This window comes from Rhizobium sp. SEMIA 4085 (assembly GCF_013004495.1).
Taxonomy (GTDB): Bacteria; Pseudomonadota; Alphaproteobacteria; order Rhizobiales; family Rhizobiaceae; genus Rhizobium; species Rhizobium gallicum.
In genome coordinates this window covers 1-14,829 of the sequence record NZ_JABEPH010000130.1, presented here as the reverse complement: position 1 = coordinate 14,829, position 14,829 = coordinate 1, and the positions used below count along the sequence as shown (strand labels likewise).

General features: G+C 62.1%; 14 protein-coding genes and 2 pseudogenes. 7 read left to right on the top strand and 9 right to left on the bottom strand.

Going from position 1 to position 14,829, the window contains the following annotated elements:
* A partial coding sequence (locus tag C9413_RS14975) for an AraC family ligand binding domain-containing protein (RefSeq protein ID WP_348648777.1) occupies positions 1–183 on the bottom strand: 183 nt, incomplete at its 3' end.
* Positions 184–215: 32 nt separating this feature from the next.
* Here C9413_RS14975 and C9413_RS14970 point away from each other — a divergent pair.
* Positions 216–623, top strand: coding sequence for a DUF2000 family protein (locus tag C9413_RS14970; RefSeq protein WP_039845319.1), 408 nt, complete (start codon positions 216–218; stop codon positions 621–623).
* A gap of 52 nt (positions 624–675) precedes the next feature.
* On the opposite strand, the gene C9413_RS14965 is transcribed toward C9413_RS14970, so the two are convergent.
* From C9413_RS14965 to C9413_RS14950, 4 genes are all read right to left on the bottom strand, one after another.
* A complete protein-coding gene (locus C9413_RS14965; RefSeq protein WP_170250598.1) occupies positions 676–1,341 on the bottom strand; it encodes an OmpA family protein in 666 nt (221 codons plus the stop codon).
* A 197-nt stretch (positions 1,342–1,538) separates the two neighbouring features.
* Positions 1,539–2,537, bottom strand: coding sequence for a flagellin (locus C9413_RS14960; RefSeq protein ID WP_039845321.1), 999 nt, complete (start codon positions 2,535–2,537; stop codon positions 1,539–1,541).
* Positions 2,538–2,802: 265 nt separating this feature from the next.
* Entirely contained in the window at positions 2,803–5,955 is a 3,153-nt protein-coding gene (locus tag C9413_RS14955; protein WP_039846830.1) for an efflux RND transporter permease subunit, read from the bottom strand.
* Between the two features lie 2 nt (positions 5,956–5,957).
* A complete protein-coding gene (locus C9413_RS14950) occupies positions 5,958–7,142 on the bottom strand; it encodes an efflux RND transporter periplasmic adaptor subunit (RefSeq protein ID WP_039845322.1) in 1,185 nt (394 codons plus the stop codon).
* Between the two features lie 341 nt (positions 7,143–7,483).
* Between C9413_RS14950 and C9413_RS34465 the strand changes: the two are divergent.
* Both C9413_RS34465 and C9413_RS34460 read left to right on the top strand, forming a co-directional pair.
* Positions 7,484–8,338 (top strand): annotated as a pseudogene (locus C9413_RS34465) (UvrD-helicase domain-containing protein); the annotation flags it as partial.
* A gap of 147 nt (positions 8,339–8,485) precedes the next feature.
* A pseudogene (locus tag C9413_RS34460) lies at positions 8,486–10,075 on the top strand (3'-5' exonuclease); the annotation flags it as partial.
* Between the two features lie 547 nt (positions 10,076–10,622).
* Here the strand turns inward: C9413_RS34460 and C9413_RS14935 are convergent.
* Positions 10,623–10,970, bottom strand: a complete 348-nt coding sequence (locus C9413_RS14935) for a hypothetical protein (protein WP_039845324.1) — start codon at positions 10,968–10,970, stop codon at positions 10,623–10,625.
* A gap of 75 nt (positions 10,971–11,045) precedes the next feature.
* Positions 11,046–11,447 carry a DUF488 family protein gene (locus C9413_RS14930; protein ID WP_039845325.1) on the bottom strand — a complete coding sequence of 134 codons (402 nt, stop codon included), beginning with the start codon at positions 11,445–11,447 and terminating at the stop codon, positions 11,046–11,048.
* Positions 11,448–11,902: 455 nt separating this feature from the next.
* Between C9413_RS14930 and C9413_RS33300 the strand changes: the two genes are divergently transcribed.
* The gene (locus tag C9413_RS33300) at positions 11,903–12,145 is read left to right on the top strand and encodes a hypothetical protein (protein WP_039845326.1); all 243 of its coding nucleotides are present in this window, start codon (positions 11,903–11,905) and stop codon (positions 12,143–12,145) included.
* Between the two features lie 55 nt (positions 12,146–12,200).
* Complete coding sequence (pncA, locus tag C9413_RS14920) at positions 12,201–12,827, top strand: bifunctional nicotinamidase/pyrazinamidase (protein ID WP_039845327.1); 627 nt, start codon at positions 12,201–12,203, stop codon at positions 12,825–12,827.
* 3 nt (positions 12,828–12,830) lie between these two features.
* Here pncA and C9413_RS14915 read toward each other — a convergent pair whose 3' ends face one another.
* Positions 12,831–13,079 carry a DUF2164 domain-containing protein gene (locus tag C9413_RS14915; protein WP_039846831.1) on the bottom strand — a complete coding sequence of 83 codons (249 nt, stop codon included), beginning with the start codon at positions 13,077–13,079 and terminating at the stop codon, positions 12,831–12,833.
* Positions 13,080–13,210: 131 nt separating this feature from the next.
* On the opposite strand from C9413_RS14915, the gene C9413_RS14910 reads away from it, so the two are divergent.
* Entirely contained in the window at positions 13,211–13,930 is a 720-nt protein-coding gene (locus C9413_RS14910; RefSeq protein ID WP_039845328.1) for an AzlC family ABC transporter permease, read from the top strand.
* A 1-nt stretch (position 13,931) separates the two neighbouring features.
* Positions 13,932–14,240, top strand: a complete 309-nt coding sequence (locus tag C9413_RS14905) for an AzlD family protein (protein ID WP_039845329.1) — start codon at positions 13,932–13,934, stop codon at positions 14,238–14,240.
* 21 nt (positions 14,241–14,261) lie between these two features.
* On the opposite strand, the gene C9413_RS14900 is transcribed toward C9413_RS14905, so the two are convergent.
* Positions 14,262–14,829: M24 family metallopeptidase (locus tag C9413_RS14900; protein WP_170250597.1), on the bottom strand; the 568-nt coding region annotated here is incomplete at its 5' end.

The following is a 14,829-nucleotide window of genomic DNA, read 5'->3' as shown; positions in this document are numbered from 1 at the left end:
CTTCAGCGTCACACCGAGCCCATAGGTGTCGTGCCGGTGCGGCTCGAAGGCATTTCCGCTGAATTTCGCCTCGATGCGCTCGATCCCGGGAAAGGCTGGCGCTGCCACAATGCCGTCGCCGCCCTGCGGCACGCACAAACGTTCAAGACCTTCGAAAACCTGCGGCGTTACATTCTGGCTCAACGCGACCTCGAAACCGCATGAAAGAGACTGGAATGTTTGATACCAAAATTGCGATCGTTCTGCGAAACAATCTTGCGTCATGGCAGAAGCTCAATGTAACCGCCTTTTTGATGAGCGGCATCGCCGGGCAAGATTCCGCGATCATCGGCGAGGCCTACAGGGACCGCGCCGGCAACACCTACAATGCCATGTCAGTCCAGCCGATCATCGTGCTATCGGCCGACGAGGCGACGATTTCAGCGATACATCGCCGCGTGCTGGAACGCGAGATTCCATCCTCGCTGTTCATCGAGGAGATGTTTGCAACCGGCCATGACGCCGCCAATCGCGCCGTATTTGCCGAATACGCGCCGGAAGACGCAAAGGTCGTGGGCGTCGCTCTGCGCGCCGGCAGGAAGATCGTCGACAAAATCACTAAGGGCGCGACGATGCATGCCTGAAACGAAAGACGGCCGGCGATGACCCGGCCGTTTTTGATAAATGTGGCGCAGCTCAGCTCTGGGTGATCGGCGCGATCTGAATCTCGACGCGGCGGTTCTGGGCGCGGCCAGCCTCCGTCGCGTTTGACGCGACCGGTTGCGACGGGCCAAAGCCGGCGGCGGAGACGCGACGCTGGTCGATACCTTGTCCGCCGAGATAACCGGCAACCGAAAGGGCGCGGCGCTGCGACAGATCCTGGTTATGCTGGATGCTGCCGGTGGAATCGGTATGGCCGTTGACATCGATCAATGTGCGGTTGAACTTCCTGAGCACGACCGCTACCGAGTTCAGCGTCGGATAGAAGCCCGGCTTCACGGCGTCCTGGTCGATGTCGAAGGTGATGTTCGACGGCATGTTCAGGATGATGTTGTCGCCGTTACGCGTCACCGAAATGCCGGTACCCTGGAGCTGGGCGCGGAGTTCCGCTTCCTGCTGGTCCATGTAGTTGCCGATCGCGCCGCCTGCGAGCGCGCCGAGGCCCGCGCCGATCAGCGCCGCATTGCGCGCGCCGTGCCCGCGCCCGCCAAGGGCGGCACCCGCAAGCGCTCCGCCGACAGCTCCGAGCATTGCCCCGCCTGCGGTGTTCGACATTTTCTGCTCGCCCGTATAGGGGTCGGTCGTGGTGCAGGCGGTCAGGTAGCTGGCGGCCATCGCCAGAAGTACGAATTTCTTGATCATGGACAGAAAGCTCTCCGTTCGAAGCTGGCCCGAGCAAATATTATGGAATGCGGCAACAAGATGAACGCGTCCCCTCCGATAAAACAAAATCAGTCGAATGGACACGTCTCGCTTGCACAAATCCCGAAGATATCGCCAATTTGCCACAGCGGTCTCGACAGGCTCGATAATATCGAGACAGGCGGGCCCGCATGCGTTTAGAAGGCCTGGAAGAGCTGTCTTACGGTGTCGTAGCTGGCATTGGCGATCGAGAGCGCCTGCAGGCCGAGCTGCCGCTGCGTCTGCAACGCCGTGAGCTTGCTCGACTCCTCTTCCATATCGGCATCGACCAGACGCCCGATGCCTGAGCTGTAGGCGTCGAAAAGCGTTTTCGCGAACTCGTCCTGCAGCTCGATGCGTTTTTCCAGGGCACCAAAAGCCGAGCCCACGGTGGTCGTCTGCCTGAGAATGGCGTCCACTACGCTGATCATCTCATTTACCTGATTTTTTGTCGTCGAGGATGAAAGCCCGATCTCCGCTTGTCCGGCGGTATTGCCGGCCTTGCTCAAAATCATGACGTAATTCTGCGAAGCGCCCATTTCCGTCGCGAAATAGGATGACGTCAGAGCGCCGTATTCGCCGCTCCCGCCCGAACGGTCGTCGACGAGGTAGCGGGCATCCTTCGATGTGGTGACGCCCGTCGACGGCAGGTCGATATGATAGGTCAGCGTGCCGACGGCGACCGTGCCGTCGGCATTGCGGATATAGGACGCCGGAATCTGCTTCGGCTCGGTGGGATTGTCCTCATCCGTCAGGACGACCCAGTTGTCGCTGTTGAAGGCCGCCGCTTCGGCGACGGAGCGCAACTGTCCCTTCAGCTGCGTCAGCTCCTCATTGATCTTTTCCTTGTCGACGCCCTGTTCGGTCGCAGCGACAAGTTTGGCCTTGATTTCGGAGACGACGTCAACGGCGCGGGCAACGCCCGTATAGGCCGTACCCATTGTGGCGGCCGCCATGCCGAGCGCATCCTGAATGGCAGCATGCGCTTTATTGTCGGAGCGGGCCGTCGTCGCCACCGACCAGTAGGCGGCGTTGTCGCGGGCCTGTTCGACCCGAAGGCCGGACGAGACGCGGTTCTGCGTCCGCGTCAGGCTGTGGTTGATATCACGAAGCGTATGCAGCGCCGCATCGACAGATGTGCGTTGAAAAATACTCACGGGAACAGAACTCCGAACACAACTACATGCTACTTACAAACAGCGAACCGTGTCCGCGAAACGTCATGTTCGGGCGCTGAAATCAGCGGGTGGGCAAGCCTCCGAAACGCTGAGGCATCGGATCGGTTACGGGTAGATCATTGCGTTTTACGCTTAAGAAACATCTAACGTTCAGAAGAAATTTATTCTGTTTTGCAACCTTCATTGACCACGAACACGCCGCCGCGATGGGAGGCGGCGACGTTTTAAGCAGACGCCGTGAAATCTACTCCGCGGCCTGCAGGTGCTTGGGATCGGGCACCGGTTTCGGCCGCGCCGCAATCGCCATCTCCTCGTGCAAACGGGCTTCCTCATGCGCATGCGGCTTGGCAAAGCGCGCCACCAGCAGATAGGCGACCGGCGTGATAAGGAGCGTGACCAGCGTTGCGAAACCCAGTCCGCCGACGATCACCCATCCGAGCGCGATACGCGCTTCCGCGCCTGCGCCATGCGCAAAGACCAGCGGAACGCCGCCGAGGATGGTGGCGATCATCGTCATCATCACCGGGCGCAGCCGCAATGCACAGGCGCGTTCGATCGCCTCGCGCACTTCTACCCCGCGGTCGCGGAGCTGGTTGGCGAACTCGACGATCAAGATTCCGTTCTTCGCCATGACGCCGACGAGCAGCACGAGGCCGATCTGGCTGTAGATGTTGAGGCTCGATCCCGTGATAATGAGCGCGAAGACGGCGCAAGCAAGCCCAAGCGGCACGGTCGACATGATGATCAGCGAGGACAGCACGCTTTCGAACTGCGCCGCCAGCACCAGGAAGATGATCACGATCGCAAAGCCGAAAGTGAGTGCCATGCCGGTGGAGTTCTCTTCGAGTGTTGCCGCTTCGGCAAGCGGAATAAGACGCGCCCCTGGCGGCAGGATCGGCTCGGCAAGTTCCGTCACCTGCTTGACGGCATCGCCGAGCGACATGCCCTCCTTGAGGCCTGCCGTGATCGCGACGGATGCGAGTTGCGATTCACGGTTCAGCTGCGGCGCAACCGCGCCTTCCTTCATCGAAGCGATGACCGACATCGGTACGATCTTGCCCTCGCCGGTCTTCAGGAAGACGTTTTCGAGATCCGTCGGATCATCGATCGGCCGCATGGTCGACGTGAGCAGAACCGGATAGGCATCGCCATTGACGAAGACGTCGACGACGGAGCGTCCCTCGAGCAGCGACTGCATCGCCGTCGAAAGCCCGGTGATATCGATGCCGAGATCGGAAGCCCGCTCGCGGTCGATCGTGACGGAGACCTGCGCCTGCGTCGGCTCGTTGGTCAGGCGCGGCGTATCATACCGCCCGGTCGCATTCAGCGCCTCTACCAGCTCGACGGCGGCAGTCGTCAGGCGGTCGTAGTCATTGCCGACGAGCGCCATCTGCAGGCCGCTGCCGGCGCCGCGAATGCGCAGGCTGTTCGAAGATATCGCATTGCCGCGAAGAGCGGGAACGCGCGAGGCCGCCCGGTTGATGTCCTGGACGATCTCCGCCTGCGTGCGGTCGCGCTCGCCCCAGGGTGCCAGCGTCAGCACCATGAAGCCGCTATTGGCCGAGCCGCCCTGGCCGGAGATCGAAAAGACGTTCCTGATGTCGCTGCGGTCGACCAGCGGCTGCAGGTATTCTTCGACGAGCTGCAGCTTGTCGCGCGTATATTCGAGGCTCGATCCCTGCGGCGCGGTGAGCCGCATCATCACCATGGCGCGGTCCTCGTTCGGCGTAAGCTCGCTCTTGACGGTCGAGAAGGCGACAAGCGCCGCCCCGGCAAATAAAACCGACGCGACAATGACGACCAGGGGCGCGTTGAGGCAACGCTGCAGGCTCCATTGATAGACGCGCGCAAACGCCTCGCCGAAGTGGCCGAGCGCGCCATGATCCTCCAGCATCGGCTTCGTCAGCATGCGCGAGGCGAGCATCGGACAAAGCGTCAACGCGACGATCGACGACAGACCGACCGAGAAGGCCAGCACGAAGCCGAACTCCCGGAAGAGACCGCCCACCTGCCCCGGCAGGAATGACAGCGGAATGAAGACGGCGGCAAGAGTTGCCGTGGTCGCGATGACTGCGAAGAAGACCTCGCGCGTGCCGAGGACGGCGGCCGCCCGCGGCCCCATGCCTTCGGCGCGCCGGCGCACGATGTTCTCGAGCACCACGATCGCATCGTCGACGACCAGACCTGTCGCCAGGACGATGGCGAGCAGCGTCAGGATATTGATCGAAAAGCCCACGAGATAGATCGCAGTCAGCGTGCCGATCAAAGCCACCGGCATGCTGACTGCGGGGATCAAGGTTGCCCGCCAGTCTCGCAGGAAGAGGTAGATGACGCCGGTGACGATGACGCCGGCGAGGATCAGCGCCAGCACAACCTCGTGGATCGCTCCCTGGATGAACACGGCGTCGTCGCTGGTGATCGCGATCTTCGTGCCTTCCGGCAGCGTCTTCGAAAGCTGCTCGACCACCGTCTTGATGCCGCTCGAAATATTGAGCGTATTCGATTGCGCCTGGCGGATGACGCCGAGGCCGATGCCGCGCTTGCCATTGGATCGCAGCGCCGTATCGCCGTCGCGCGGCCCGAGCGTCACCGTCGCGACATCGCCGAGACGCACGCGGTCCTGCAGGATGACATTGGCGAAATCCTCCGGCTTCTGCAGGCTCGCCGTGGCGCGCACCACGATGTCCTGTGTCGTGCTCTTCAGCGATCCGGCAGGAACGTCGAGGGCGGAGTTGTCGAGCGCCTCCGTCAGATCGCCGACCGTCAGCCCGCGGCTTGCAAGAGCCCCCTGATCGACATCGACCCGAAAGATCTTTTCCTGGTCGCCATATTGCTCGACATCGGCAACGCCATCGACGGAGGCCAGCCGGTCGACGATCTCGTTTTCGACGAGGAGCGTCAGGTCATCCATGTTGAGCTTGGTCGAGGTGACCGCAAGACGCATGATCGGCTGTGAATCCGCATCCGCCTTGACGATCTGCGGGGCGTCGGCATCGTCCGGAAGCTGCTCCATGATGCGCCCGATCGCATCGCGCACGTCGTTTGCGGCGACGGCGAGATCGACGGTATCGGAAAACTCCAGCGTCACCCGGCTTTGGCCGAACTGCGATTGCGAGGAGATCGATTTCAGCCCGCTGACGCGCGCAACTGCGCCTTCGATGACCTTCGTCAGCTCTTGATCGATCGTCTGCGGTGCAGCGCCGTCGAACATGGTGCGCACGGTCACGACCGGGCGGTCGACATCCGGCAGTTCGCGCACTTCGACCCCGGCATAGGCAGCAAGACCCGCCACCACCATCAGCGTATTGAAAACCAGCGCCAGGATCGGGCGCCGCACGAAGAGTGCCGTAAAGGTCTGCTTGCCGGAGGCTCTCTCTGGAAGTTCGGTGACGGTCACGTTCATTGTGTCGCGACCCCGTCGTTCGATGCCAGTTCATTGCCGGTCCGCACCGGCCCGCCCTCGCGGACGCGCTGCAGACCCTGCGTCACGATGGCGTCCCCATCCTTGATGCCGGCTTTCACGAGCACGAAATCCGGATTGCGTTGCACGATGCTGACGCGCACCTTGTGCGACTTGGCCTCGACCACCTGCCAGACGAAAGAGCCGTGAGAATCCCACTGAACGGAAACCGGATCGACCGCAGGATATTTCTCGCCTGCGAACTTCATGCTGACATTGAAGGACATGCCGGCGCGAAGCTCGTCGGCGCGGTTGTCGATCTTGGCGCGGATGCGCAGCGTCCGGCTGGCCGCGTCGATGCGGTTGTCGACTGCCTGGACGACTCCGGTGAACACCTGCCCCGGCCGCGCGACCGACGTTACCTCGACCGGTTGGCCGACGGAAACCGTATTGGCGAAGCGCTCCGGCACCCAGTAGTCGACCAGGATTTCCGAGCGGTCGTCGAGCGTCACGATCGGCGTGCTGGTGGTCACGTTGTCGCCGATGTTGACTGGGACGATGCCGACGATGCCATCGATCGGCGCCACGATGTTGCGCCGGGTGAGATTGAGCTCGGCGGCCTGCAGCTGCAGCCGCGCGCCCTGCTCGGCAATCTCGGCATCGAATACGTCCATGCGCGCAACGCTGGATTTGATGTTGTGATAGAGATTGGATTTCTCGATCGCACTCTTCAGCGCCACTTCGGCCTGCCCCTTGGCGATCACCTGCTCCTCGCTGTCGAGCTTGGCAAGCACCTGACCCTGCTTGACCTTGTCCCCGGACTTGATGAGGATTTCACGGATCGTGCCCATTGCCTGGGGCGTCACCACCACCGAGCGGATCGCGTCGCCTGTGCCGATCGCGTTCAGCCGGTCGTTGACCACGCCCTGCACGACGGCCTGGGTCACGACTAGAACGGCACTGTTGCGCCCGCCGCCATTGCGTCCTCCGCCGCCCTGGGCGCCCTCGCCTTGCCCCGACCCACCGCCACCGGACTCCACGGCAGGAGCCACCTTGGCGACAATGTTTTCCGGGACGCCGGCATTTCTCAAAACATCAGCCGCACCCGGCACAAGAAAAATCCATCCGGCAAAGCCGGCCGCAATAACGATAAGAGAAAGAACAAACTGCTTCCAAAAAGCCATTCACGTCTCCGGAGGGACCAAGGGGTCAGACCTGGGACGATCGAAAAGAGCGCCTTTAGACATATTCCCCACCTGACTGCGGCAATATCGCCCCTTTACAAGCGGCCATCAAGCGCACGCGCCAGTCATTACAGAATTGTAATCTCCATCCTTGCGAAAACAGGTCACTTTTGCTTGAGCGGAGGCGTATTTCCGGCTCGAATTGCCAATTGCTACTTTGGGCATCTGCCGCCGCCCCAAATGCGCCGCGCCGGCAACGGTCGGATTCGTCCTGGAGGCGCTGGAATGAACCAAGAACATCTTTTCTGGCCTTTCCATCCCGAATCACTACATTACGCGCCATGAGCAATAGTTTCGACGATATCCCCTTCTTCGACGAAGAACCGGGCGAAGCGCCGCGCAAGCCGCAGGCGCCCGCCCCTGCAGCCGGAGGGATCGCCGCCCGCGCCATGGCTGCCCGCGACGGCGGCAAGCGGCCGGACTACCTCGCAGGCCTGAACCCCGAACAGACCGAAGCGGTCGAAACGCTGGAAGGCCCGGTGCTTGTGCTGGCGGGAGCCGGCACTGGCAAGACTCGCGTGCTGACGACCCGCATCGCGCATATCTTGAGCACCGGGCGCGCCTTTCCCTCGCAGATCCTCGCCGTCACCTTCACCAACAAGGCGGCGCGCGAAATGAAGGAACGCATCGCGCTACTCGTCGGCGGCGCCGTCGAAGGCATGCCCTGGCTCGGCACCTTTCACTCGATCGGCGTCAAGCTGCTTCGCCGCCACGCCGAGCTCGTCAGCCTGCGGTCCGATTTCACCATCCTCGATACCGACGACGTCGTGCGCCTCGTCAAGCAGCTGATCCAGGCCGAGGGCCTCGACGACAAGCGCTGGCCGGCCAAGCAATTCGCCGGCATGATCGATACGTGGAAGAACAAGGGCCTTAGCCCCGCCGACATTCCCGAAGGCGACGCCCGCGCTTTTGCCAACGGCAAGGGCCGGGAACTCTACTTCGCCTACCAGGCGCGATTGATGACCTTGAACGCCTGCGATTTTGGCGATCTGCTGATGCATCCCATTGCCATCTTCCGCAAAAACCCGGATTTGCTCAAGGAATACCACCAGCGCTTCCGCTATATCCTCGTCGACGAATACCAGGATACCAACACTGCGCAGTACATGTGGCTGCGGCTGTTGGCGCAGCGGCCGAGCCGCAAGTCGACCTCCCCCCTCGTGGGAGCAATGCCCGGCAGGGCAGAGGGCGATATCCCCTCCGACAGCGGCGCGAGTACACCCGCCTCTGTCGGCTCGCCCGATATCTTCCCCACAAGAGGGGAGATCAGAGACACCACGATCAACATCTGCTGCGTCGGCGACGACGACCAGTCGATCTATGGCTGGCGTGGCGCGGAAGTGGACAATATCCTGCGCTTCGAGAAAGATTTCCCGGGTGCCAAGGTCATCAAGCTGGAGCGCAACTACCGCTCGACCGAACACATCCTCGGCGCCGCCGCGCATCTAATCGCGCACAACGAGGGCCGGCTCGGCAAGACGCTGTTCACCGACCGCGTCGATCCGGAAGACGCCAAGGTGCAGGTGCATGCCTCCTGGGACAGCGAAGAGGAAGCCCGCGCCATCGGCGAGGAGATTGAGGTCCTGCAGCGCAAGCAACATAACCTCAACGACATGGCGATCCTGGTGCGCGCCTCCTTCCAGATGCGCGAATTCGAAGATCGCTTCGTGACGCTCGGCCTCAACTACCGCGTCATCGGCGGCCCGCGCTTTTACGAGCGCCTCGAAATCCGCGATGCCATGGCCTATTTCCGCCTCGTCGCCCAGCCCGCCGACGACCTGGCCTTCGAGCGCATCATCAACACCCCGAAGCGCGGCCTTGGCGACACGACCGTGCGCGCGCTGCACGACTACGCCCGTGCCCGCGACATTCCGATGCTCGCCGCAGCCGCCGACATCATTGAAACAGACGAGCTGAAACCGAAGGCGCGCAAGGCGCTCTTCGACGTGGTGCATAGCTTCAGGAACTGGCAGCAAAGGCTTGAAACGACTCCACATACCGAACTTGCCGAGCAAATCCTTGAAGAGTCCGGCTACACCGACATGTGGAAGGCCGACAAGACGGCGGAAGCGCCCGGCCGGCTGGAAAACCTCAAGGAACTCATCCGCTCGATGGAGAGCTTCGAGTCGTTGCGTGGCTTCCTGGAGCACGTCGCGCTGGTCATGGATGCCGAGCAGAACGAAGACCTCGACGCCGTCTCGATCATGACACTGCATTCGGCCAAGGGGTTGGAATTCGACACTGTCTTCCTGCCAGGCTGGGAAGAAGGCCTCTTCCCGCATCAGCGCTCGCTCGACGAAAGCGGCCGCGCCGGGCTTGAGGAGGAGCGCCGCCTCGCCTATGTCGGCATCACCCGGGCCAAGCGCCGCTGCCACATCTGGTTCGTCTCCAACCGCCGGATCCACGGCCTCTGGCAATCGACCATCCCCTCGCGGTTCCTCGACGAACTGCCGGAAACCCATGTCGAAGTCGCCGAAGTCGAGCAGAGCTACGGCGGTTACGGCCGCGGCGGCTACGGCCAGTCGCGCTTCGACAAGGCCGACCCCTTCGCCAATTCCTATTCCACCCCCGGCTGGAAACGCGCCCAAGCCAACAAGACCGACGCCACCCGCGACAATTGGGGCACCCGCTCGGGCCACGCGGTCGAACGTATCGGCTACGGCGAAAGCGGCCCCAAGGGCCGCACCATCGAAGGCGAACTCGTCGCCAAATCCACGTCCACCGAACCCTCCCGCTTCCAGATGGGCGACCGCGTCTTCCACCTGAAATTCGGCAATGGGAACATTACCGGGATCGAGGGCAACAAGCTGACGATCGATTTTGATCGGGCCGGGCAGAAGAGGGTGTTGGATGGGTTTGTCGAGCGGGTTTGACGAGCCGGCCTGCGCGGCGCGGCATCCTCGTCAGAAGTCTGACCCTGACATTCACGGCCGGCTTTTTTCGCGTTTATGCCGCCCCATTGCTTGAAGAAAAAGCCGTCTCGGATTCGTCACACGCAACTTTGATTTCACTCTATCCCTGCGACATCCATCGGTTGAATGTATCCGGCATTCGGCAATCGTTGCAGACGAGAGCTCGAAACGCTGTTCGAACGGGCTGGGGCCTCATTCCGACATCGGCGTCAAGCAGCTCACCCATTCGTGACTTCACCCTCCGCCCTCCCTCCCCCATACTCCCTTCGGGCTGTTATAGGAGGATTGAGATGAAACGCTATTCACTATCGGTGATTGGTCTGTCTCTGGTGATTGCCGTTCTCAGCAATCCGGGCATTGCGCTGGCAGCTTGCAACAAGCTTGTTGGGACCTGACCTCTACAACCATCCATGCGGATGGCGACGCGACGGCGCTGCGCCCAAGCAAAACCTGACGGCCGGATAGAAGCCTGTGCCGAACGTCTTGTGGAGCGGGCATTCATGCCCGCTCACCCCAGCATCGGCATCTTGCCCATCCCCAGAATATCGTTGACGAGCGCGATCGCGATGCCGATGGCGACGATGCCCAATCCGATCAGGAAGAGCCGCCGCGCCCGGTCGTATTTGGCAGCAATCAGCGAATCCCGCGCCAAGAGATCGGCGAAGACCTTCACCTGCAGACCGATGCCGACGGTCAGGAGCAGCATCGGCAGGATGTCGATGCGGCTCCAGTCGTTCGGATTGGAGACCCAGCGGCTGATGAAGCTCAGCGAAAAGCCGAGAATGATGCCCGCAGCCGTCAGCGAGCCGTTGCGGAAGGTGGCGTCGATCTTCTCTTCTGGCCCTGGCTCGGTCATGGCTGGCTCCCGGCTGCTATTCGTGGCCAAGCAAGGCAGAAATAACCGGGATCGGCAAGAGAGCGCATCTGCCCTCTAGGCGCTGGCCTTCGCCCTGAGCTGCGCGCCACGCTCCGTAAGCAGCCCGCGCAGCAGGCTGCGGTGGCAGCGGCTTTCGTTTTCGCAGTAGCAGCCGACGGCGAAGTTGGCGGTGTGCGAGAGTGCGGCCAGCGTGTCGAGGACCCGACTGGTGTCGGGTGCGGCCATTTCCTTGAGATAGGCGCGGGAAAAGGCGTTCCACTCGGCTTCGGTCTGCGCTGCCTTGGCCTCGGCCACCAGCTCCTGGCTCGGCGACAGCATCGGCAGCCAGACGTCGTAATAGTCACGGCTCGCAAACTCCTCCTTCGGCACGCCGCGCGGCGGGCGGCGCACGGTGCCGATGCGCAAGCCCTCATCCTTGCTTCGTGGCGAGCCCAGTTGCACGATGCTGATTGCCATAGTGGTCTCCTCGCCTGGCCGGACGAGAAATCTAGCGCGACGGCCGTGTTTTCGCCAGCGGCCAAGACACGCCCCGTGGGCGCATAAGCCGATTGGCGTCCAATCCGCTCGCGGTCCGGGCGTACAGACAAGGATTGCAAAATCTCACGACCGACTTCGACTGGTATCTGCTTGTCGGCGACGAGACCGCCCTTCCCGCGATCGGCCGCCGCCTCGAGGAACTAACTACCGGCTTTCGCCCATGCGCTCGTGGTCGCCGAGGTTGCAGGCCCCGAAGAGGAGCAGGCGCTGGAAAGCAAGGCCAGGCTGACGACACTCTGGCTTCATCGCGGCGGGGCACCGGCCGGTACCACGGATCAGCTCGACCAGGCTTTGCGTGGCCTCACGCTCCCGCCGGCGACGGCTATGTCTGGATCGCTTGCGAAACACTCGCCGCCAAGCGCCCTGGGGCCATCATGGTCGATGAGCGCCAGCATCCGAAAGCTTGGATCAAAGCGGCGGGCTACCGGCAGCGCGGCCAGGCCGACTTCCACGAAACACATGGCCATTGCATCGCCGCCCGTGCCGCTGGGATAGGCTTGGGGCCTGCGTTACCCGATGAGGCGGCGCGCGGCAGGCCGCGTCGCGCCATCTCACTCGCGGCCGATCCGCGCTTCCTCCAAAAAAAGCTTGCGCTTGACCACCTGCAAATCCACTAGTTGATAGCGGCATATCCGCTTGGCATGCTGCACCGCAAACGTATGGAGTCGCCTGATGAAAGCGTTATTGCTGGTCGATATTCAGAATGGTTTTTGCCCGGGCGGCAATCTTCCGGTGCCGCACGGCGATCAGGTGGTGCCGGTCGCAAACAAGCTGATCGACAGCGGCAAATACGATCTGATCGTCGCCTCGCAGGACTGGCATCCACCCGGCCACGGAAGCTTTGCCTCCTCCCATCCGGGCAAGAAGCCTTTCGAAATGGGCGAGCTTTCCGGCAAGCCACAGATGATGTGGCCGGATCACTGCGTCAAGAACACCCTCGACGCGGAACTGCATCCGGCGTTGAAATCCGAAGAGATCGACCTCATCCAGCAAAAGGGCGAAAATCCGCTGGTGGACAGCTATTCCGCCTTCCGCGACAACGACCGGGATGCCTCGACCGGGCTTTCCGATTTCCTCGAAGACCAGGGCGTGACAGAGCTCGACGTCTGCGGCCTGGCGACAGACTATTGCGTCAAATTCTCGGCGCTCGATGCGCTGGAGATGATGCCCGGGATCAAGGTCCGGTTCATCGAAGATGCAAGCCGCGGCATCACGCCGGAAGGGGTGGCTGCCGCAATAGACGAGATGCACGCACGCGGCATCGAGATCATCGACAGCCAAAAGGCTCTCACCGGCTGAGGCTCAGTCCCGCGCCGCCTGCTCCAGCCCGTAAATATCGTCTGCAAGGTCGTCGGCACGCTTCAGAAACGCCGCATGTGCATCCTGTAGGCCCTGCTTGTAATAGGCGGCGCCGATCTCCTTGGCGAAGAAGTCGAGGACCAGTTCCGACTTGAGCAGGCCGACCGGCTGATCCAGTTCCTTGTCGAAGAAGTGCTGGACCCGCGCAATCAGCGCGGCCTTATCGTCCTTGGAAAAGTCTATCGGCTTCATCGTCTCGTCTCCTGCCATTGTCAGAGATTTCCACCGTTCAGCGAAATCGATCGGTCGATCAAGGAAATTCGATTGCGGCGGAGGCGCTGGGCACATAGAGCAGGTTCGTTTTTGAAGGAGGACAACTGCCGATGAGTCGCGCGGAATTCGTCGAGGGTCTGCGGGGCGGCTTCACAGTCGCCGTGGCGTCCGCGCCTTTCGCAGCACTATTCGGCGCGCTTGCCGTTGATAATGGCATGTCGCTCGGCGAGCTGACGCTGATGAGCGCCACGGTCTATGCGGGTGCCAGCCAGATGGTCGGCATCGAGCTTTTCGGAAACAACGTCCAGGCCTGGCTCATCGTCGCCTCTATTCTCGCCGTCAATTTCCGCCATGTTCTCTATTCGGCGGCGATCGCGCGCTACGTCCGCCATTTCACGCCGCTGCAGAAGTTCTTCACCTTCTTCCTGCTCGTCGACCCGCAATTTGCCGAGATGGTGAAGCGCGGCGAGGAGGGCAAGCCAGTCACCTTCATCTGGTATCTCGGCTTCGGCATCATCATCTACGTGCCCTGGGTGCTGGTCAGCCTTCTCGGCGGGCTGCTCGGCAGCTTCATCGGCGACCCGAAGGCGATCGGCCTTGATATCCTGCTGCCCGCCTATTTCCTTGGTATCGTGCTCGGCTTCCGCAACCGCGACAACTTCTTGCCGGTCGCCTTCGTCAGCGCCGTCGCCTCTGCGATCGCCTACCATTATGTCGGCTCACCCTGGCATGTCAGCCTGGGTGCTGCGGCCGGCATCACCTTGGCTGCATTGCTGCCATTGCCTGGCGCGCTTAAGCCCGAACCCGAAAACGAACCGCACGAGGTCTGACATGGAATTCGATCTCCAGATGGTCCTTGTGATCCTCGCATCGGCTGTTGCGACCTATGCAACGCGCATTGGCGGTTATGTGCTCATCACCACGATGAAACGCATCCCACCGCGCATGGAGGCAGCCCTCAACGCCGTCCCTGCCGCCGTGCTGACGACCATCGTCGCACCGGCCTTCTTCGATGGCGGCTGGGATTCCAAGCTGGCGCTTGTGGTCGCCCTCATCGTCGGTCTCAGGGTGTCGCACACCTGGATGCTCGTCGCAGCCTGGCTTGTCGTCATGGCCTGGCGCCGCACGATCGGGTTCTAGGGCCGCGTGGCGCCTTAAACCTCAATATTCCAGCGGCAGCGTCGCATTTTCCAGCCAGGCTTTGACGTCCGCGTCGTGGATCAGCGGCATCAGCGCTTCGCGGGTGCGGGCGTGATAATCGTTGAACCAGCGCAGCTCGTCATGCGTCAGCAGTTCGGGAATAACGATCGTGCGGTCGATCGGGCAGAAGGTCAGCGTCTCGAAGCCCAGCATCGGCATGTCGCCGCCATCGATGTCCTCCGCCTCGCGCACATAGATCAGGTTTACGATGCGGATGCCGAAGCTGCCCGGCCGGTAATAACCCGGCTCGTTGGAAAGGATCATGCCGGGCAACAATTCCTGCGTCGAAAGCCTCGATATGCGCTGCGGCCCCTCGTGCACGGAAAGATCCGAGCCGACGCCGTGGCCAGTTCCGTGCCCGAAAGCCACGCCCGCCCGCCAGAGCGCGATGCGCGCCAGCGGGGCGAGATCGCAGCCCCGCGTGCCCTGCGGAAAGCGCGCCGTGCTGATCTGGATCATGCCCTTCAGCACCAGTGTGAATAAGCGCTTCTGCTCTTCCGAAACCGCGCCGATGCCGACGGTGCGGGTG